The organism is Nocardioides pantholopis, from assembly GCF_003710085.1.
GTDB classification, from domain to species: domain Bacteria; phylum Actinomycetota; class Actinomycetes; order Propionibacteriales; family Nocardioidaceae; genus Nocardioides; species Nocardioides pantholopis.
The window spans coordinates 2,014,920-2,033,041 of record NZ_CP033324.1; the positions used below are offsets into that span (position 1 = coordinate 2,014,920).

Annotated in this window: 22 protein-coding genes; 11 read left to right on the top strand and 11 right to left on the bottom strand. The window is 72.6% G+C overall.

The window, feature by feature from the left end:
• Positions 1-113 precede the first annotated feature (113 nt).
• The 4 genes from EBO35_RS09640 (at position 114) to EBO35_RS09655 (ending at position 2,041) form a co-directional block, all read left to right on the top strand.
• Positions 114-611 carry a SigE family RNA polymerase sigma factor gene (locus tag EBO35_RS09640; RefSeq protein ID WP_122817520.1) on the top strand — a complete coding sequence of 166 codons (498 nt, stop codon included), beginning with the start codon at positions 114-116 and terminating at the stop codon, positions 609-611.
• Positions 608-1,453, top strand: a complete 846-nt coding sequence (locus EBO35_RS09645; RefSeq protein WP_122817521.1) for a hypothetical protein — start codon at positions 608-610, stop codon at positions 1,451-1,453. The genes EBO35_RS09640 and EBO35_RS09645 overlap by 4 nt, the downstream gene beginning before the upstream one ends.
• Positions 1,454-1,516: 63 nt before the next feature.
• Positions 1,517-1,717 (top strand): ribbon-helix-helix protein, CopG family, encoded by a 201-nt coding sequence (locus EBO35_RS09650; RefSeq protein WP_122817522.1) that lies wholly within the window; start codon positions 1,517-1,519, stop codon positions 1,715-1,717.
• 93 nt (positions 1,718-1,810) lie between these two features.
• Complete coding sequence (locus EBO35_RS09655; protein WP_122817523.1) at positions 1,811-2,041, top strand: type II toxin-antitoxin system Phd/YefM family antitoxin; 231 nt, start codon at positions 1,811-1,813, stop codon at positions 2,039-2,041.
• Positions 2,042-2,935: 894 nt separating this feature from the next.
• On the opposite strand, the gene EBO35_RS09660 is transcribed toward EBO35_RS09655, so the two are convergent.
• Together EBO35_RS09660 and EBO35_RS09665 are read right to left on the bottom strand one after the other, a co-directional pair.
• Positions 2,936-3,496: a dihydrofolate reductase family protein gene (locus EBO35_RS09660; RefSeq protein ID WP_122817524.1), complete on the bottom strand. Its 561-nt coding sequence runs from the start codon at positions 3,494-3,496 to the stop codon at positions 2,936-2,938.
• 194 nt (positions 3,497-3,690) lie between these two features.
• Positions 3,691-4,227, bottom strand: coding sequence for a TetR/AcrR family transcriptional regulator (locus EBO35_RS09665; protein WP_122817525.1), 537 nt, complete (start codon positions 4,225-4,227; stop codon positions 3,691-3,693).
• A 94-nt stretch (positions 4,228-4,321) separates the two neighbouring features.
• On the opposite strand from EBO35_RS09665, the gene EBO35_RS09670 reads away from it, so the two are divergent.
• Complete coding sequence (locus EBO35_RS09670) at positions 4,322-5,035, top strand: MBL fold metallo-hydrolase (RefSeq protein WP_122817526.1); 714 nt, start codon at positions 4,322-4,324, stop codon at positions 5,033-5,035.
• A gap of 43 nt (positions 5,036-5,078) precedes the next feature.
• On the opposite strand, the gene EBO35_RS09675 is transcribed toward EBO35_RS09670, so the two are convergent.
• Positions 5,079-5,864 carry a 2-phosphosulfolactate phosphatase gene (locus tag EBO35_RS09675; RefSeq protein WP_241153950.1) on the bottom strand — a complete coding sequence of 262 codons (786 nt, stop codon included), beginning with the start codon at positions 5,862-5,864 and terminating at the stop codon, positions 5,079-5,081.
• A gap of 47 nt (positions 5,865-5,911) precedes the next feature.
• On the opposite strand from EBO35_RS09675, the gene EBO35_RS09680 reads away from it, so the two are divergent.
• A complete protein-coding gene (locus tag EBO35_RS09680) occupies positions 5,912-6,556 on the top strand; it encodes a class I SAM-dependent methyltransferase (protein WP_122817527.1) in 645 nt (214 codons plus the stop codon).
• Positions 6,557-6,560: 4 nt separating this feature from the next.
• Here the strand turns inward: EBO35_RS09680 and EBO35_RS09685 are convergent, their stop codons facing one another.
• Both EBO35_RS09685 and EBO35_RS09690 read right to left on the bottom strand, forming a co-directional pair.
• A complete protein-coding gene (locus tag EBO35_RS09685; protein ID WP_122817528.1) occupies positions 6,561-8,906 on the bottom strand; it encodes an ATP-binding cassette domain-containing protein in 2,346 nt (781 codons plus the stop codon).
• 67 nt (positions 8,907-8,973) lie between these two features.
• Positions 8,974-9,384 carry a VOC family protein gene (locus EBO35_RS09690; RefSeq protein WP_122817529.1) on the bottom strand — a complete coding sequence of 137 codons (411 nt, stop codon included), beginning with the start codon at positions 9,382-9,384 and terminating at the stop codon, positions 8,974-8,976.
• Positions 9,385-9,508: 124 nt separating this feature from the next.
• Between EBO35_RS09690 and EBO35_RS09695 the strand changes: the two genes are divergently transcribed.
• Entirely contained in the window at positions 9,509-10,378 is an 870-nt protein-coding gene (locus EBO35_RS09695; protein ID WP_122817530.1) for an alpha/beta hydrolase, read from the top strand.
• A 17-nt stretch (positions 10,379-10,395) separates the two neighbouring features.
• Here EBO35_RS09695 and EBO35_RS09700 read toward each other — a convergent pair whose 3' ends face one another.
• Together EBO35_RS09700 and EBO35_RS09705 are read right to left on the bottom strand one after the other, a co-directional pair.
• A complete protein-coding gene (locus EBO35_RS09700) occupies positions 10,396-10,821 on the bottom strand; it encodes an NUDIX hydrolase (protein ID WP_122817531.1) in 426 nt (141 codons plus the stop codon).
• A gap of 68 nt (positions 10,822-10,889) precedes the next feature.
• On the bottom strand, positions 10,890-11,855 hold the full coding sequence (locus tag EBO35_RS09705; RefSeq protein ID WP_122817532.1) for a GlxA family transcriptional regulator: 966 nt from the start codon (positions 11,853-11,855) through the stop codon (positions 10,890-10,892).
• A 103-nt stretch (positions 11,856-11,958) separates the two neighbouring features.
• On the opposite strand from EBO35_RS09705, the gene EBO35_RS09710 reads away from it, so the two are divergent.
• The gene (locus EBO35_RS09710; protein WP_122817533.1) at positions 11,959-12,600 is read left to right on the top strand and encodes a hypothetical protein; all 642 of its coding nucleotides are present in this window, start codon (positions 11,959-11,961) and stop codon (positions 12,598-12,600) included.
• A gap of 24 nt (positions 12,601-12,624) precedes the next feature.
• Here EBO35_RS09710 and EBO35_RS09715 read toward each other — a convergent pair whose 3' ends face one another.
• Both EBO35_RS09715 and EBO35_RS09720 read right to left on the bottom strand, forming a co-directional pair.
• Positions 12,625-13,440: an alpha/beta fold hydrolase gene (locus tag EBO35_RS09715; RefSeq protein ID WP_122817534.1), complete on the bottom strand. Its 816-nt coding sequence runs from the start codon at positions 13,438-13,440 to the stop codon at positions 12,625-12,627.
• Positions 13,437-13,631: a hypothetical protein gene (locus tag EBO35_RS09720; protein WP_122817535.1), complete on the bottom strand. Its 195-nt coding sequence runs from the start codon at positions 13,629-13,631 to the stop codon at positions 13,437-13,439. Before EBO35_RS09720 ends, EBO35_RS09715 begins: the two co-directional genes overlap by 4 nt.
• 30 nt (positions 13,632-13,661) lie before the next feature.
• On the opposite strand from EBO35_RS09720, the gene EBO35_RS09725 reads away from it, so the two are divergent.
• The 3 genes from EBO35_RS09725 (at position 13,662) to EBO35_RS09735 (ending at position 15,267) form a co-directional block, all read left to right on the top strand.
• Entirely contained in the window at positions 13,662-14,399 is a 738-nt protein-coding gene (locus tag EBO35_RS09725; protein WP_122817536.1) for a maleate cis-trans isomerase family protein, read from the top strand.
• A 27-nt stretch (positions 14,400-14,426) separates the two neighbouring features.
• Positions 14,427-14,735: a Dabb family protein gene (locus tag EBO35_RS09730; RefSeq protein ID WP_122817537.1), complete on the top strand. Its 309-nt coding sequence runs from the start codon at positions 14,427-14,429 to the stop codon at positions 14,733-14,735.
• Positions 14,736-14,859: 124 nt separating this feature from the next.
• Positions 14,860-15,267 (top strand): hypothetical protein, encoded by a 408-nt coding sequence (locus EBO35_RS09735; RefSeq protein ID WP_122817538.1) that lies wholly within the window; start codon positions 14,860-14,862, stop codon positions 15,265-15,267.
• Positions 15,268-15,286: 19 nt separating this feature from the next.
• Here EBO35_RS09735 and EBO35_RS09740 read toward each other — a convergent pair whose 3' ends face one another.
• The gene (locus EBO35_RS09740; RefSeq protein WP_241153630.1) at positions 15,287-17,071 is read right to left on the bottom strand and encodes an alkaline phosphatase D family protein; all 1,785 of its coding nucleotides are present in this window, start codon (positions 17,069-17,071) and stop codon (positions 15,287-15,289) included.
• A complete protein-coding gene (locus EBO35_RS09745) occupies positions 17,068-18,084 on the bottom strand; it encodes a zinc-dependent alcohol dehydrogenase family protein (RefSeq protein WP_122817539.1) in 1,017 nt (338 codons plus the stop codon). The genes EBO35_RS09740 and EBO35_RS09745 overlap by 4 nt, the downstream gene beginning before the upstream one ends.
• Positions 18,085-18,122 lie beyond the last annotated feature (38 nt).

Sequence of the window (18,122 nt, forward strand, 5' to 3'; positions counted from 1 at the left end):
GAGCGTAGGCCCGACAACGCGGGCGACAGGTGACGACTTTCGCCGCAGACTCAACCACGAGGCCCGTCGCTGCGTAGGGATAGGTGAGACGACGGATCACCGAAGGGCGTGACGTGGAGACAGACCTGGAGTTCGAGCAGTTCGTCCTCGCTGCGTGGCCGCGGCTGCGGCGCGCGGCGTACCTGCTCTCTCACGACACCGACGAGGCCGACGACCTGGTGCAGACCGCGCTGGCCTCGACGTACGCGCGCTGGCGCACCGTCCGCAAGGACGATGCCTATGCCTACGTGCGGCGCGCGGTGGTCAACGCCTACCTGGACAGCCAGCGGCGCCGGCGGCCGGTGCCGGTCGAGCGCGACCCGGACCGGTCGGTTCCGGCCGACTCCACGGTCGACGAGCGCAGCGAGCTCACCGAGCTGCTCGCGCCGCTGTCTCCTCGTGAACGAACCATCATCGTGTGGCGCTACTACCTCGACACCCCCGAGGCCGAGGTCGCTGACCGGCTCGGGGTCTCGACGGGGACGGTGAAGAGCACCGCCTCACGAGCGCTGGCCCGGGTCCGTGCGGCCGCGAGCGGCCACGCCACCCCTACCGAAGGAGAAGTGCGATGACCGACAGGGACACGCTCGAGCTGCGCAGGATGGTCGACAACGAGCCGGCCCATGCCGGTACGCCGGACCTGCCGGCGCTGATCAGCGCGGGCCGGCGGGTCAGGACCCGCCGCAGGGCCATCGGGGGAGGTGCCGCACTCGGAGTCGTGGCGGCGGTCGCCGCGCCGCTGCTGGTCCTGACCGGTGGCTCGGGGGAGGCGCCCGGCGCTGACCGCGGACGCGAGGTGCCTGCCGCCTCGGCACCGGCCCCGGACTGCGGCGTCGTGTCGTGCGTGGATCCGGGAAGCTCCGAGGTCGAGGCGGAGGCCGGGACGCTGGTCGGCGTGCTGCCGCTCGGCGGCCTGCGGGGCGGCGCCGAGGAGATCGTCTACATCGCCCGCAGCAAGGGGGACGAGACCCTCATGGCCGGCTACCGCGCCGGCGGGACGACGTACCGCACCGCCTGGGTGCTCGACACCCGCTCCGGTGACCCGGACGCGCCCAGGTTCTGGTCGAACGCGGGACCGGTCAACCGCGAGCCCGGCGACGGCGACCATTATGTCGTGTTGGGATACGTCGACGGCAGCCCCGACGAGATCACCTGGTCGAGTCCGGACGGCGAATCGGGCGAGGTCGACGGCGTGCTGCGACTCGACGGTTACACTGCGTTCTACCTCACCCAGCCGTTGCCGGCCGGCTACGTCGACTCGCTGCCCGAGTGGTCGCAGAACGACGACGGCTCGGTCACGATCGTGCCGGACGAGGACCACCCGTCCGGTGCCATCGAGTTCCCGCCGGAGCTGACGATCAGCACCTCCGACGGTTGGTCCTGCACGCTGCGGGAGTGCGGGTCGATCGGCTAGGGAGGACTTGCCGGCGACTCAGACCTAGCAGGGGAGAAGCGGTATCACCGCTACCATTCCGCGATGGCCATCACGTTGAGTCTGGATGAGGCCGAGACCGCCGAGGTGCGCGAGGCCGCCCGGCGTGCCGGGAAGTCGATGCAGGCGTTCGCCCGCGAGGCCGTGCTCGCCGCAGCCCGCGACCATGAGCGCTGGCGGGCGGCGATCGTCGCGGAGATCCTGTCCGAGAATGCCGAGGCGCTTGACCGTCTCGCGCAGTCGTGAGCGAACGGCGACCGGTAGGACCCGGCGTCGTGGCGCGCCGCGACCGGCAGGAGACCTCGGTGTTGACCGACATCCGGGTCTAGCCTTGGCGGCGTGATCACCACCTCGCTGGCCGACTTCGAGACCCGCCTCTCGGAGTACGCCGACCGTGCGGAGAAGCAGCACGAGCGGATCACCGTGACCCGCGACGGGCGCCCGTCGTTCGTGATTCGGGCCGTCGACGACCTGGATTCCCTGACCGAGACCTTGTTCTGGCTCTCCCAGCCCGGCTTCCTCGAGGACATGGCCGCAGTTGAGGCCTTCGGCATGCCGCCGCGCGTTTGAGTGTCTTCGGAACTCGGGCCGGGCGGGGCGGTTCTTCACGATAGTTGACATAATGTCAGTTATCGGCATTACGTGAGTGGAGCTTTCCGCCGGTTCGCACATGCCATCTGGATACGGTGAGCGCATGCCAACGACGCCGCCGGGTCAGGCCACCGCCTCGCCTTAGCCCGCCCGGGAGACTCGCAGGGTCACGGCCGATCTTCCGGCGGCGGACGCCGAGCTGCTCAAGGAGATCGCCGACCTGACCGGCTACAACAAGGTGACCACGCTGGTGCGCGCGATCCGAGTCCTGGCCGACCTGGAGCGCACGGTGCGTAACGGCGGCGAGATCATCGTCGAGGATGCCGACGGCACTCGCTCGCGGCTGATGCTGACGTGACCCCGGAGGACTGCGAGGGCCTGACCGGTCAGGCCGTGTGTCATCGGATCCCGGCGAGCTCTGCCGCGAGCCTGATCGCCTGGTGATCATCGGTCTGCTCGACCTGGATACACACTCGCCGAACCGTCCGGGCGTGCTTCTCCCCTGGCGGGGAACGCGAGGACCGTTCGGGTACGGCGACGACCGCCGGGGCGTTCGGCCCGTTCGTGTGTCCCGCCGAGACGCGCCAGATCTCCGTCAGCCTCCGCGAGATCGGGATCTCGTCGCGGCTCCGGTCGGCCAGCGACGACGGACCGGATCGCGCGCTGGGCGTTCTCGTGGTCGATCTGCCGTCGGGCGGCGCGCGTTGGACGCCGGCGGTCTAGGCGCCGCTCCCCTGGCGCCGTGGAGCGAGCAGTTCGCAGAGGTGGGCGCCGTTTGATGACAAGCGACAGCCTCGGACCCGGATTCGCTGTCGTTTGTCATCAATCGGTAGTTCCTGGCAGCCCCCGGCGCGCCATCAAACCGGCGTCGGCTCAATGAGTCCGGTACCGGGCGTAGATCAGCCCGCTGTGAAAGGCACGTTCCTCGACCAGGTCGAGCTCGAGGCGGACGCCGTCGGGGAAGAACCGCTTGCCGCCGCCGACCACGGTCGTGGTGGTGAACAGGTGGTACTCGTCGACCAGGCCGGCCGCGATCGCCTGGGCCGCGAGATTCGGGCCGTCGACAGTGAGGTCGTGCTCGGCCTCGGCCTTGAGTTCGCGCACCGCGTCGGGGTCGAAGGTCCGCTCGATTCTGGTCTTCGCGCTGGACACCGACTTGAGCGTCGCGGAGTACACGATCTTCTCCGCGGCCTGCCAGCCGCGGGCGTACTGCAGGATGTGCGGCGGTACGTCCGGATCGGTGTGGGCGGTCTCCCAGAACACCATGGTCTCGTACATCCGTCGGCCGTAGAGATAGGTGCCGACGTCTCGGAAGTGCTCGTCGATGAATGTGTGCACCTCCTCGTCGTCGGCGGCACCGAAGCCGAGGTCGCCCTCCGCCGCCTCGGCGTAGCCGTCGAGTGAGGTGATCATCGAGTAGATGAGCTTGCCCACGCGTCTCCCCCGGGTCCGAACCGTTCTCCCAGCAGTGCTGGTGGCGCTGACCTCCTCCGGTCGCCGAACTCATCGGTCGACGGCCGCTCGCGGCCGCCGTCGACAGCTGCCGATTGGTGACAAACGGCAGCGAATCAGGCTCCGGGGCTGTCGTTTGTCATCAAACGGCGACCCCAGGCCGTGCCTCCCCCGACTCACCCCGGCAGCGACAGAGCAGCGGACAACCGCACGAGCCCGAACTCGAAGGCGTCCTCGAGGTCGCCACCCAGGCGGAAGGCGCCGGCGAGCTCCATGGTGACGAAGCCGGTGGCCCACGCGGTGATCAGACGCGCCGCCTCGAGCGCCTCCTCGTCGCCGACGAGTTCCGAGGCGACGCGCAGGATCGGGGCGCTCACCCGGGCGCGGGCGTCCGCGTCGGTCTGGGCATCCCCGGACAGGATCAGGCGGAAGCCCTCCGGCCGCTCGTGCCCGAACTCGCGGTAGGTGCGCGCCAGAGCGGCCAGCGTGCCGTCGGCGTCCTCGAGGCGCTGCGCCAGCTCGTCGACGGTGGCTGCCGCGACGAGGCCGACCAGCGCGTCGCGGTCCCGGACCCGCTTGTACAGCGAGGGCGGCCGCACCCCCACCTGCGCGGCGACTGCCTGCATCGTGAGGCGAGACGGTCCACCGGCCTCCAGGAGCTCACGTCCGGCGGTCACGATCGCGGCGAGCGACGTGCGGTCCGGTGTCGGCATCAGGCGGCACCCCTTCCGATTGGCTATTGACAGTAGCCATCATGGCTAATTACGTTAGCCATGTCTACCCCACCACTATCCCCGGAGCACCGCCATGAAGCTCGGCCCACACCTGCACCGCATCGGCAACGACATCGTGGCGGCCTACCTGGTCGACACCGACGAGGGCGTGAGCGTCATCGACGCCGGGCTCGCCGGGCACTGGCGCGACCTGCTCGACGAGCTCGGCGTCATGGGCCGCTCGCTGGACGACGTACGCGGGGTCGTGCTGACTCACGGCGACACCGACCACATCGGGTTCGCCGAGCGGTTGCGCCGAGACCACGGTGTGCCCGTCTTCGTCCATGCAGCCGACGCCGATCGCGCCCGCGGTGGCGAGAAGCCGAAGACGCCGATGGGGCCCAAGCGCGTCGGCCCGATGGTCACGTTCGCCGCCTACGCGCTGCGCAAGCGCGGCTGGCGCACGGAGTACCTGACCGAGGTCACCGCGGTTGCGGACGGCGAGGTGCTGGCGCTGCCGGGCTCGCCCCGGGTCATCGCGATGCCGGGGCACTCCCCCGGCAGCATCGCCGTGCACGTCCCGGTCGCGGACGCCGTCTTCGTCGGCGACGCCCTCACCACCCGCCACGTCCTGACCGGCCGCACCGGCGTCCAGCCCGCGCCGTTCACCGACGACCCGTCGCAGGCACTGGAATCCCTCGCCCGGCTCGCCGGCGTCGATGCCAGCTGGGTGCTCCCCGGGCACGGCGCCCCGTGGCGCGGCGACCTGACCGCCGTACCAGCGAAGGTGCGCCAGGCTGCCGATTGATGCCAAAGGGCAGGAAATCGGGCGGTTGACCTGTCGTTTGTCATCAAACGGCAGCCCCCGGCGCACCCCCAGGACCGAACGCCCCGTCCACCAGGACCGGCACGGTGCCGGAGGACTCGAGCGCGGCGGCGACGTCGACATCGGCGCCGAACCCCTTGTCCGCCAGCTCCAGCCCGCCGACGCAGTTGGCCAGGACATCGCGGAGTCGCCCGCGGGCCGCCTCGAACAGGTCGGCGGCGAGCCGGGCCTCGGGGCTCATCCGGTGTCCGTGCCCGAGGGCGACGAGCCCGGACAGGACCGCGCCGGCCCCCAGCTGGTCCTCGACGGCCGGCCGCAGCGAGTCGTCGGCGCTCCAGCGCTCGCCCGCGGCGATCACGGCCACCGAGCGGCCGGCCTCGAGCTGCGGAGCCAGCCAGGCCGCGACGGCGCGGGCGTTGCGGAGGCACCCGACCGCGACGCGAGCGCCGACCTCGTCCAGGGCTGCGGCGATGGTGGAGCCGTTCGGCGAGGGCAGCACCAGACGATCCACCGGCGGGCACTCGAGGAGACCGGCCGGCGAGAGCGACGGGGCGCGGACCTGACCGTCGCGGACCGCCTCCAGGCGTCCCACCGCGAGCACCGCGCCGCGTTCCTCGGCGTACGCCTGCGCCTGCGGGCCGCGCCACGGATAGGGGTAGATCCGCATCCCGCGCTCGACCGCGACGCAGACCGAGGTCGAGAAGCTCAGCACGTCGACGACCACGGCGAGGTCGGAGCGGGTGGCTCGCGCGCCGGTCGGTCCCCAGTCCATGCGTACGGCGAAGTCGCCCTGCCCGAAGAGATCAGCCACGCGCCGAAACTACCGGCGAAGCGCCACCATCCTGCGAGACTCCGCCCGTGACCGAGCAGCCCGGGTACGACGTGCTCGCCGAGGCGTACGCCGCCAGGTTCCCCGACCCGTACCTGAGGCCGCTGGAGCGGCACGCGGTCCGGGCCTTCGCCGCCGCCGTCCGGGAGACCGGGCTGCCGGGCCCGGTCGTCGACATCGGCTGCGGGACCGGCGGGGTCGCAGCCGATCTCGCGGAGCAGGGCCTGGCGGTGGTCGCGGTCGAGCCCTCGGCGCGGATGCTCGAGATCGCGACCGCGACCCACGCGGCGACACCGGTGCGCTGGGTCCGCGATGACGCGCGGCTCGGTGCCTCCGGTCTGGAGGGGGTCGCCGCGATCATCGCCCGTTTCAGCCTGATCCACGTCCCGCCCGCGCAGGTCCCGGCCGTGCTCGAGCGCTGGGCCGACCTGCTCCCGGACGGCGGTCTCGTCCTGGTGGCCTTCCAGTGCCTCGACGACAGCCCGAGCGCCGCGGTCCCGGAGCCGTGGGTGGAGTGGTCGCACCAGGTCGCGCGCGCCTGGCGCTGGCATCCGACTGCCCTCGCAGCGGCGTTCGCGGCGGCCGGCTTCCGCGAGGAGTGGCGCGCCGTGAGCCGCCCGGACGAGGACCACCGCTTCCCCGAGGCCCACCTGCAGCTGCGCCGGGAGTGCTGATCGCTCACCCGCCGACGTACGCCGCCAGGTGCTCGCCGGTGAGCGTGGAGCGGTCCGCGACCAGGTCGGCTGGGGTGCCCTCGAAGACGATCCGCCCGCCGTCGTGCCCGGCGCCCGGCCCGAGGTCGACGATCCAGTCGGCATGGGCCATCACCGCCTGGTGGTGCTCGATGACGATCACCGACTTCCCCGCGTCGACGATCCGGTCCAGCAGGCCCAGCAGGTTCTCGACGTCGGCCAGGTGCAGGCCGGTCGTCGGCTCGTCGAGGACGTAGACGCCGCCCTTCTCCCCCAGGTGCGTCGCCAGCTTCAGCCGCTGCCGCTCACCGCCGGACAGCGTCGTCAGCGGCTGCCCCAGGGTGAGGTAGCCCAGCCCGACGTCGACCAGCGTCGCCAGGATCCGGTGCGCCGCCGGGATCCGCGCCTCCCCCGCGCCGAAGAACCCCTCCGCCTCGGTGACCGGCATCGCCAGCACCTCGCTGATGTCCTTGCCGCCCAGCGTGTAGTCGAGCACCTCGGCCAGGAAGCGCCGGCCCTCGCAGACCTCGCACGGCGCCGCGACCCCGGCCATCATCCCCAGGTCGGTGTAGACGACGCCCGCACCCTTGCAGTTGGGGCAGGCACCCTCGGAGTTCGCGCTGAACAGCGCCGGCTTGACGCCGTTCGCCTTGGCGAACGCCTTGCGGATCGGGTCGAGCAGTCCCGTGTACGTCGCGGGGTTGCTGCGCCGCGAGCCCTTGATGGCGCCCTGGTCGACGACCACGACGCCGTCCCGGCCGGCGACCGAGCCGTGGATCAGCGAGCTCTTGCCGGACCCGGCCACCCCGGTGACGACGCAGAGCACCCCGAGCGGGATGTCGACGTCCACGGACTGGAGGTTGTGGGTGTCGGCGCCCCGCACCTCCAGGGCCCCGGCTGGGGCTCGGACCGTGTCCTTCAGCGCCGCCCGGTCGTCGAGGTGGCGGCCGGTGAGGGTGTCGCTGGCGCGCAGGCCGGCCACTGTGCCCTCGAAGACGACCTCGCCGCCGGCGGACCCGGCCAGCGGGCCGAGGTCGACCACGTGGTCGGCGATCGCGATGGTCTCGGGCTTGTGCTCGACGACGAGGACCGTGTTGCCCTTGTCGCGCAGCTGGAGCAGCAGCCGGTTCATCCGGGCGATGTCGTGGGGATGCAGGCCGATCGTCGGCTCGTCGAAGACGTAGGTGACGTCGGTGAGCGAGGAGCCGAGGTGGCGGATCATCTTGGTGCGCTGCGCCTCGCCGCCGGACAGGGTGCCCGAAGGCCGGTCCAGGGAGAGGTAGCCGAGCCCGATCTCGACGAACGAGTCGAGGGTCGCCCCCAGGGCCCCCAGCAGCGGCGCCACCGACGGCTCGTCCAGGCCGCCGACCCAGTCGGCGAGGTCGCTGATCTGCATCGCGCAGGCGTCGGCGATCGAGGTGCCGTGGATCGTGGACGAGCGCGCCGCCGCGGTGAGGCGGGTCCCCTCGCAGTCGGGGCAGGTCGTGAATGTCACCGCCCGCTCCACGAACGCCCGGATGTGCGGCTGCATGGCGTCGACGTCCTTGGCCAGGAACGACTTCTGGATCTGCGGGATCAGCCCGAGATAGGTCAGGTTGATGCCGTCGATCTTGATCTTCGTGGCCTCCTTGTGCAGGAGCGCGTCGAGCTCCTGCTCGGTGTACTTCCCGATCGGCTTGTCGGGGTCGAACCACCCGCAGCCGCGGTAGATCCGGCCGTACCAGCCGTCCATCGAGTAGCCGGGGATCCGCAGCGCCCCCTCGTTGAGCGACAACGTGTCGTCGTAGAGCGCCGAGAGGTCGATGTCGTTGACAGCGCCCCGGCCCTCGCAGCGCGGGCACATGCCGCCGGTGATCGAGAACGAGCGCTTCTCCTTGGTCGTGCGCCCGCCCTTCTCCAGCGTGACCGCGCCGGCGCCGCTGATCGAGGCGACGTTGAACGAGAACGCCTGCGGTGAGCCGAGGTGCGGGGTGCCGAGCCGGCTGAACAGGATCCTCAGCATCGCGTTGGCGTCGGTGACGGTGCCGACCGTGGAGCGTGGGTTGGCCCCCATCCGCTCCTGGTCCACGAGGATCGCGGTCGTCAGCCCGTCCAGCAGGTCCACCTCGGGGCGGGCCAGCGTGGGCATGAAGCCTTGCACGAACGCCGAGTAGGTCTCGTTGATCAGCCGCTGGGACTCCGCCGCGATCGTGCCGAACACCAGGGAGCTCTTGCCCGAGCCCGAGACGCCGGTGAAGACCGTGAGCCGGCGCTTGGGGAGCTCGACGCTGACGTCCTTGAGGTTGTTCACCCGGGCGCCGAGCACCCGGATCAGGTCGTGACTGTCGGCCATGTGGTTCACGCGGCGGCGCCGTCCTTCGTCGTCATCTGCTCGGTCTCCTGGGCGGTGCGTGGTGGGGCTAGGTGACCTCGAAGATACGGATCATCGAGCCGGCGGGGTCCCGGACGGCGCAGTCGCGCACGCCCCAGGGCTGGTCGGTCGGCTCCTGGACCACCTCGGTGTCCCCCGCCTGCAGCCGGTCGAAGGTCCCGGCGAGGTCGGGGGTGGCGAGGTTGATGCCGGCGTAGGTGCCCTTGGCCATCATCGCCGAGATCGTCTCGCGCTCCTCCGGGCTGATGCCCGGGTCGGCGAACGGTGGCTGCAGCACGATCGAGACGTCCGGCTGGCCGGCGGGACCCAGGGTGAGCCAGTGCTGGCCGCCGTACTCGACGTCGTTGCGGACCTCGAAGCCGAGCAGGTCGCGGTAGAAGGCGAGCGAGGCCTCCGCGTCGTGGTGCGGGAGGAATGCCTGGTGGATGGTGAGTTTCATGGGCGTCCACGCTAGGCCGGTTCCGCCCGGTCTGCTTCTCGATTCCTGACCGGTCTGGGGCACCCCCCGAATCCATGCGAACGGCGCCCCCCGACCCGGCCGCGCGGACCGATAGCCTGCCGCCGTGCACCGCCCCGAGCCGCCTCCGGTCGTACGCCGCGCCTACACCGACCTCCCCCACGGCCAGGTGCACCTACGCCGGGTCCAACCGGCCGGCCCGACCGGCCCGACCGACCCGACCGACTCGGCGCCGCCGCTGGTCTGCCTGCACATGAGCCCCGCGTCCGGCCTGGTCTACGAGACCGTGATGGCCCAGATCGGACGCACCCGAACGGTCCTCGCGCCCGACACGCCCGGCTTCGGCGCCTCGGACCCGCTGCCGGCCTACCCCGGGATCGGGGACTACGCCGACGTCGTGATCGCGCTGGTGGAGGCGCTGCAGCTCCCGGGCCCGGTCGACCTGATGGGCTACCACACCGGCTCGCTGACCGCGGTCGAGGTGGCCCGGCGCCGCCCCGACCTGGTGCGCCGCATCGTCGCGGTGTCGATGCCGGTCTTCTCCGAGGCCGAGCTGGTCCGCTTCCGGGCCCTCTACAGCACGGACCCGATCTTCACAGTGGACGGTGAGCGGCTGCTGGAGAAGTGGCGCTGGTTCGTGGAGTTCTTCCGGGTCGGCCGGGTCAACACCGTCGAGCACGCCGCCCGGATCTTCCTCGCCCGGCTCTCCGGCGGCGAGCGGCACTGGTGGGGCCACCACGCGGCGTTCGGGTACGACGTCGTCCCGGTGCTCCAGGAGCTGCGCACCCCGCTGCTGGTGCTGAACCCCGACGACGACCTGACCGAGCACACCCGGCTCGCCGTGCCGCACCTGGCCTCCGGCGAGGTGCTCGAGGTCCCGCGCTGGACGCACGGGTTCCTGGACACCGCCGCCGCGGATGCGGCGGCGCTCGTCACGGCGTACCTCGACTCCGGACGGGTTCCCGCGGCGCCCTGAGCCCGCCGCCCGGTCGCTCAGAGCGCCGGGAGCACCCGCTGGGCGAGCAGCGGCGCGAGGTCGTCGGGCAGCGGCGTCGCGGACGGGTCCAGCCACCGCAGCTCGTCGATCTCCGCCGCGACGACCGGGTCCGCGACCGACGGGTGCTCGAAGACGACTGCCTCCACCTCGTGACCGGCCTCGTTCGCCGCCGCCGCCCGGAACCGGCCGAGGCGGCGCAGCTGGACCGGGTCCAGGTGGACCCCGACCTCCTCCGAGCACTCCCGGACCGCCGTCTGTTCCGGGCTCTCCCCCGGCTCGTGCTTGCCGCCGGGCAGCATGAACCGGGCGGTCCCCCGCTTGCGCACCGTGAGCACCCGGCCGCGCGCGTCGCGCAGGACGACGGCGCTGACCCGGATCAGCGGCGGCTCGGCGGTCGGCGGCGAGGACGGCGCGGTGGTCATGGCCGGCGAGCCTAGACCGCCCGGCCCTCGGGAGTCGCAACGAGGCCGCGCTCCACCCGGTGGCGCTCTCAGGCGCGGGTGGAGTGACGCCGGTGCGCCGAGGGCGTGGTGCCGTACTGGCGGACGAACGCCTGGCGCAGCGCCTCGGCGGACCGGAACCCGCACCGCCGAGCCACGGTGCTGAGCGGCTCCGAGGTCGCCTCCAACAGGCGCGCCGCGACCTCCAGCCGTACGCCGCGCGCGTGGCGCCCGGGCGTGGTGCCGAGCTCAGCCGCGAAGACCCGGGTCAGGTGCCGCACGCTGACGCCCGCGACCGCGGCCAGGGTGGCCGTGTCGGCGGGGGCGCCCGGGTCCGCCGTCAGGTAGCTGACGACGCGCCGGACGACCGCGCTGCTCGCGGCGGGCGCCGTGGTGTGGATGCTCATCTGCGACTGGTTGCCGGGCCGCTGGAGATAGGTCACCAGGTTGCGCGACACCTCGCGCGCGAGGTCGGCGCCGTGGTCCTCCTCGATGAAGGCCAGGGCCAGGTCGAGAGCGCTCGTCACGCCGGCGGCGGTCGTGACCGCGCCGTCCCGGACGAAGATCGGGTCGGGGTCCACCAGCACCGCGGGGTGGCGACGGGCCAGCCGGCGGGCGTACTGCCAGTGAGTGGTCGCGCGCCGACCGTCGAGCAGGCCGGCGGCCGCCAGCACGCTGGCGCCGGTGCACACCGACGCGGTCCGGCGCGCGCCGGCGGCGAGCCGGCGGACGTGGTCGCGGACCAGGTTGCTCGCCGCGGCCCGCTCGTGGCCGAAGCCGCCGGAGACGATCACGGTGTCGAGCACCGCGGGCACCCGCTCGAGGGCGTCCTCGGCGGCGAGGAGGAGCCCCGGCCCGCAGCCGATGGGACCGCCGCCCGGCGAGACGACCCGGATCCGGTACGGCACCGCGGGCGCGCCGAGCAGGTTCGCGGTGCTGAACGACGTGGTGAGACAGGCGATGTCGAGCAGCTCGGCGTCGTCGTACCCGACGACGACCATGAGGCGCTCGACCATGCCACCGCAGTCTAGGCGGCCTGTGCAGCCAGGGATGCCCGGTTTTCGGACCTGGCCCGGCCACGGCCGCCTCGGCGGCTCCACGGCCTCCTAGCGTCCAGGCATGACGACGACCACGAGCAGCCAGGTCCGCACCTCGCCCACCGGAACCCTCCGTTCGGAGGGCCATCACGCAGCCCCCGAGGGCCGTGCCACCGCGCCGCCCGGAGTCCGCGGCAGGTGGATCACCCGCCGGTGGCCCACGCTGCTCGGCATCGCCCTCGGGGCGGTGATGCTCGCCGACCTGGAGGAGGGCTCGGAGGTCGCGGTCGTCCTGCTGATCGCCGCCCTGGGCTACCTCGCCACGGCGGCGCTGGCCCGGCCCGGCGCGATCTGGGCAGTGGTCGGCCTGGAGGTCGCGGCCGTCGTGGGCCTGCAGCTCCTCGACGTCGACCCGACCCCGGTCCTCGCCGTCGGCGCTGGGCTCCTGGCGGTCGCCATGGTGCTCGGGGCCGGTCGCAAGGGCCCCCGCCCCGGTGCCTGGTACCCGGCCCTCACCCTGGTCTTCCTGGCCTGCGGCGTCGTGGGCGCCTGGGCGAGCCCGACCCTGGCCGGCGGCGTCGTCGGGCTGGGACTGCTCGGCCACGCGGCCTGGGACGCCCTGCACTGGCGCCGGCACCTGGTCGTGCGCCGGTCGTTCGCGGAGTGGTGCGGCGTGCTCGACACCGTGCTGGGCGTCGGGGTGCTGCTGGTCGTGCTGGGCTGAGCGGAGGTCACCGGGACCGGTGCGTCATCCCAGCAGGAACACCCGCAACGCGGAGACGAACGCGTCCGGCTGCTCGGAGTGCACCCAGTGGCCGGCTCCCTTGATCGTGACCAGCCGGGTGCGCGGGAACAGGCGGTCCATCACTGCGCGATCCTCCGGCTCGATGTAGCCGGACTGCTCGCCGGCGACCCAGAGCACCGGACCCTCGAAGCTGCCCTCCGCGTCGGGGAACCCGCCGATCGTCGGCAGCTCCCGGCGCAGCAGGTCCAGGTTGGCCTGCCAGTGGAAGCCGCCCCCGCCGGTGCGCAGGTTCTGCAGCAGGAAGCCCCGGACCCGCGGGTCGGGGATCGCCTCAGCGAGGCGCTCGTCGGCATCGGAGCGCCGGGTGAGGGCTCCGAGGTCGAGTCCGGCCAGGCTGTCCAGCAGGTGCTCGAACTCGCCGGCTCCGGTGCTCTCCCCCGGCGCGATGTCGACGACCACGAGCCGGTCGACGAGGTCGGGGTGCCGCAGCGCGAGCAGCATGGCGACCTTGCCGCCCATCGAGTGGCCGACGACGTGGACCGGGCCCGCCGCGGCGTACCCGGCGCGCAGGTGCTCGGCGACGGCGTCGGCCAGGGCCGGGTAGGAGAGCTCCTCGGTCCAGCCCGAGCGGCCGTGGTTCGGCAGGTCGACCAGCAGGGAGCGGGCCTCGGGCTGGAGCGCCTTCGCGATCTGGGTGAAGTTCCGGCCCTGCCCGAACAGGCCGTGCAGGAAGACGATCCGCTGCCCGCTGTCGCCGACCTCGGTGCTGTGGATCCCGGTCCTGGCGCTGGTGCTCGTCGGGCTCGCGGCTGAGTTCACGCCGCCAGCCTAGGGCGGCGTCCGGCAGCGACGACGGCCACCTCGTCCAGCCCCAGCAGGGAGCCGGAACGTCCGTCGCGCTCCTGGGCGTCGAGCCGCTCGGCGACCAGGTCGGCCGCCACCCGCGCGGGCTCGCGTACGCCGACCCCGGCAGGCACCGACGCGCGGGTCGCGGAGCGGTCCTGGGACACAATGATCGTATATCCGATATCTTCAGCGTCATGAGTGCAGCGAAGGGTCCCAAGCTCGCGTTGATGGTGCCGTCGACGAACACCTCGGTGGAGCGCGAGTACCACCACATCCGCCCGCAGGACCTGTCCTGGCACACCGGCCGGATCATGATCAAGGCGCCCGCCCTGGACTCCGCCGAGGCGTTCGGCAAGTTCCGCGAGTGCCTCAACGAGGCCCTGCCCGACGCGCTCGAGGTCGCCATGACCTGCCGGCCGGACTACATCGTCATGGGCATGTCCGCCGAGACGTTCTGGGGCGGGGTGCAGGGCAACGCAGCCTTCGAGCAGAACGTCCGCGACCTCACCGGCCTCGAGGTCAGCACCGGCGCCACTGCCGCCGGCGAGGCGCTGAAGGCGTTCGGCGCCCGGCGCATCGGCGTCGTCACGCCGTACCAGCCGGTCGGCGACGAGCAGGTCGTCGCGTACTTCACCGAGCTCGGCTTCGAGGTCGCCGCGATCACCGGCCTGTGCTCCGCCTCGGCCACCTCGATCGCCGATGAGACCCCCGAGACCATCCGGGAGGCCTTCCTGTCCGTCGACGGTCCCGACGTCGACGCGCTGATCCAGTGCGGCACCAACCTCGAGGCGATGGCGGTCGCCGCAGAGCTGGAGAAGGAGCTCGGCAAGCCGGTCATCGCGATCAACCTGGCCACGATCTGGCACGCGCTGCGTGCCAACGGCATCGAGGACCGGATCGCCGGGCACGGCTCGCTGCTCGAGCTGCACTGAAAACCCACCCACCCGAGGAGTCCTCACATGTTCCAGCACATCGGCGTCCTGACCCTGACCGACTCCGCCACCGCCGCCGACAAGACGGCGATCGCCGACGGGCTGCGCGCGCTGCCCGGGCGCATCGACGGCCTGCTCGGTGCCCGGGTGGTGCTCGACGCGGGCCTGCGCGAGGGCAACTCCGACCTGCTGTTCTGCATGGACTTCGACACCCGGGCCGCCTGGGAGGCCTACGGCAGCCACCCCGAGCACGTGGCGGTGGTCCAGCAGCTGATCGCACCGGTCCTGGCATCGAAGACCTTCGTCCAGGTCGAGGACGCCGACCAGCCGCTCTGACCCGGTACGGCGGCCCGCCCGCGGGTCCGGCCGGCTCCCGGTGGGGCCGACGGACCTGCCGGTCGGACCCGGGTGGCTCCGGTCATAGAATCCCGGCGTACCCACCAGACTCGAGGAGCACCCTGTGACCACGCCCGTCCGCCACACCGACGACGCCCAGCACACCGAGGCCCCGATCGGTCGCGCTCCCGTCGCCGCTCCCCTGGGCTGGTGCATCGCGCTCACCGGCGCGGTGATCCTGCTGCTCGGCAGCTGGTGGGCCTACCCGCTCGACGCCCCGGGCATGTGGGCCACCTACCGGGCCACGATGTTCGGCACCGTCGCGATCATGGCGCTGCTGGCGCTGCGGGTGGACCTGCCCAAGCTCCCGTTCGTGGTGCTCACCGGCCTGGCCGGCGTGGCCACCCTGCTCTGGGGCCTGCTGGGCGAGGACCCCACCGCCGTCGAGCTCGTCGAGATCATCTCGGGTGCCGTGATCCTGGTCGGCGTCGCCCTGCAGGCGAGCTCGGTGAAGGATCTCGAGCGCCGCTGAGCTCCCGCGGGGTCGCCGCTCAGCCGACGGTGCAGTCGGCGACCACGCGCAGCTCGGGCCGGGTCACGTCCCCGGTCACCTCGCCGCGCCACCAGCGCATCCGCAGCCGATCGCTGAGGACCTCGAGCACGGCGAGGTTGTTGTCGTACCACGGGCCGCGCACCAGCTCCCAGCGCAGCGGCGAGCGGGGCACCTTGCCGCCCACGAGCCGTCCGGTCGGTCGGGCCTGGCCCCGAGCCGCCAGGGCGGTCACCCGCTGGACCGCCATCGGCAGCGGGTTGCGGATCGGCGAGCAGACCGCCTGGACGATCGTGCTGGCCACCACCCGCTCCTCGGCCGGGTCCGGCCACGCCTGCGCGACGTAGCTGTGGTGGACGTCGCCGGAGAGGAACGTGATCGTGCTCGGGGCGCTTCCCCGCGCGCCTGACGCGACGTCCAGGGTCATCCGGCCGACCTTCACGAACCCGTCCTGGAACGCTGCCCAGTGCTCGAGGTCGAGCCCCTGACGGGCCTTCTCCGCCACCCAGGCCACGACCCGGCCGAACGCCCCCTCGGCGGCGGCCTCGTCGAGCGCCTCCAGGTGGTGCAGGGCCGGGGAGAGCAGGTAGGGCAGCGAGGTGCCGATGAGCAGGTGGTCGAAGCCGCCCTGCATCCGCTCCTCCAGCCAGGCCATCTCGTTGTCGTCGAGGATGCTGCGCCGGTCCGGCTGGAGCACCCGGGCCGCGCGGGAGTCGACGACCACGAGCCGGGCCTGGGTGTCGAAGTCGCGGGAGAAGCTCCAGCGGTAGGAGTCCGGCTGTCGGTCGGCGCGGTCGGCCAGCGCGTCGACCTCGTCGGTCAGGTCCAGGTGCTCGGGGCCGGAGTGGTCGCGGATCCGCAGCCACAGGGCGTCCTCGGCGCGCTCGGCGGGGCTGAGGTTGCCCAGGTGCTGGTGCACCCAGTACGACGCGAGCCCGCCGACGACGCGGCCATGCCACCAGTCGGTGGCCTCGATCCGCTGGCGCCAGTCGAGGCTGGTGTTCCAGTCGTCGCGGATGTCGTGGTCGTCGAAGATCATCGCGCTGGGCACGGTGGAGAGCAGCCACCGGTTCGCGGGCTCGCTCCACGCCAGGCGGTAGAGGTGGGCGTACTCCTCGTAGTCCTTCAGCTCGTAGCCCGGGGACTCGCTCGGGTCGCGGCGCTCCTCGATGAAGGCGCGCATCTCGTCGGTGGTCTCGTCGGCGTACACCTGGTCGCCGAGGAAGAGCACGAGGTCGGGCCGGCCGTCCGGGTCGTCGTCGGCCCCGTCGGCGCCCGAGCCGGTGCCCTCGTCCGGGGCACCCGCGCCCGCGCCGGCCAGGTGCAGCGCATACGCGCGCAGCGCGTCGATGCCGTGGGCGGCGTGTCCGGCCTCGTCGTGGGAGACGCTGACCCGGCAGGAGCCGAAGGCCATCCGCAGCGGCCGGCCGGGGCTCAGCGTCGCGATCACCGACGGCGGGAAGTGCGCGAGCTCGGGCTCGGGGCTGGGCCAGACCGGCTGGCCGTCGACGCGGACCTCGTACGGCGTGGCGGTGCCGGGCAGCAGCCCGGTCACCTCGACCAGTGCGTAGTGGTGACCGTGGACGGCGAAGGTGTTGGCGCGGCCGCACTCCTGGCCCACCTCGACCTCGACGAAGGCCGGGCCCTCGGTCTCGACCCAGATGGTCGCGGTGGTGTCGTCCACGTGCCGCAGCAGTGGTCCGAGCCGCAGTCGCTCGCTGATGACGTGCCCCTCTCCCAGGTCCCGGGGTGACGCTACCCGCCCCACCCCGAGACCGGGGGTCACGGCGTGACCATCACCTTCACCGCGCGGCGCTCGTCCATGGCCCGGTACCCCTCGGCCACCTCCGACAGCGGCACTGTCAGGTCGAAGACCCGGCCCGGGTCGATCGCCCCGGACAGCACGAGGTCGAGCAGCTCGGGCAGGTAGCGGCGCACCGGCGCCATGCCGCCGGCGAGACCGACGTTCTTGGCGAACATCGTGCGCACCGGCAGCTCGACCCCGTGCGGTACGCCGACGAAGCCGACCGTCGAGCCCGGGCGGGCCACGCCGAACGCCGTACGCACGGCCGCGTCGGTGCCGACGCACTCGAGCACGGCGTCCGCGCCCACCCCGGCGGTGAGCTCCTTGACGGCCGCGCCGCCCTCCTTGCCCCGCTCGGCGACGATGTCGGTCGCGCCGAAGGCCCGGGCCAGCGCCTGGCGGGGCTCGTGGCGTGACATCGCGATCACCCGCTCGGCGCCCATGGTCGCGGCGGCGAGCACGCCGCACAGGCCGACCGCGCCGTCGCCGACCACCACCACGGTGGACCCGGGCCGTACGCCGGCCGACATCGCGGCGTGCCAGCCGGTCGGCATCACGTCGGAGAGCGTCAGCAGCGACGGCAGCAGGGCGGGGTCGGGCCGGGCGTCGGTGCGCACCAGGCTGCCGTCGGCCTGGGTGACCCGGGCGTACTCCGCCTGGCCGCTGACGGTCATGCCGAGGTTGGCGCACGCCGACTGGGCGCCGGCCAGGCAGTGCGGGCAGGTGTTGTCGCAGTGGCAGAACGGCACGATCACGAAGTCGCCGGGGCGGACCGAGGTCACCGCGCTGCCGACCTCCTCCACGACGCCGACGCACTCGTGCCCGATCGTGGCCCCTTCCGTGATCGGGTTCTCGCCGCGGTAGGGCCACAGGTCGGAGCCGCAGACGCAGCCGGCGACCACCTTCACGATCGCGTCGGTGGGCTCCTCGATGGTCGGGTCGGGGACTTCGCTCACCCGGATGTCGCGGGTACCGTGGATCGTCGTAGCGCGCATGGCGGCATCCTCGCACCGACCGCCAACGGCCCCGACCG

Bases quoted from the DNA above. Each gene is read 5' to 3' on its own strand.
- EBO35_RS09645 (WP_122817521.1), top strand. From the start codon at position 608: ATGACCGACAGGGACACGCTCGAGCTGCGCAGGATGGTCGACAACGAG.
- EBO35_RS09650 (WP_122817522.1), top strand. From the start codon at position 1,517: ATGGCCATCACGTTGAGTCTGGATGAGGCCGAGACCGCCGAGGTGCGC.
- EBO35_RS09665 (WP_122817525.1), bottom strand. From the start codon at position 4,227: ATGCCGACACCGGACCGCACGTCGCTCGCCGCGATCGTGACCGCCGGA.
- EBO35_RS09670 (WP_122817526.1), top strand. From the start codon at position 4,322: ATGAAGCTCGGCCCACACCTGCACCGCATCGGCAACGACATCGTGGCG.
- EBO35_RS09685 (WP_122817528.1), bottom strand. From the start codon at position 8,906: ATGGCCGACAGTCACGACCTGATCCGGGTGCTCGGCGCCCGGGTGAAC.
- EBO35_RS09690 (WP_122817529.1), bottom strand. From the start codon at position 9,384: ATGAAACTCACCATCCACCAGGCATTCCTCCCGCACCACGACGCGGAG.
- EBO35_RS09700 (WP_122817531.1), bottom strand. From the start codon at position 10,821: ATGACCACCGCGCCGTCCTCGCCGCCGACCGCCGAGCCGCCGCTGATC.
- EBO35_RS09705 (WP_122817532.1), bottom strand. From the start codon at position 11,855: ATGGTCGAGCGCCTCATGGTCGTCGTCGGGTACGACGACGCCGAGCTG.
- EBO35_RS09710 (WP_122817533.1), top strand. From the start codon at position 11,959: ATGACGACGACCACGAGCAGCCAGGTCCGCACCTCGCCCACCGGAACC.
- EBO35_RS09725 (WP_122817536.1), top strand. From the start codon at position 13,662: ATGAGTGCAGCGAAGGGTCCCAAGCTCGCGTTGATGGTGCCGTCGACG.
- EBO35_RS09730 (WP_122817537.1), top strand. From the start codon at position 14,427: ATGTTCCAGCACATCGGCGTCCTGACCCTGACCGACTCCGCCACCGCC.
- EBO35_RS09745 (WP_122817539.1), bottom strand. From the start codon at position 18,084: ATGCGCGCTACGACGATCCACGGTACCCGCGACATCCGGGTGAGCGAA.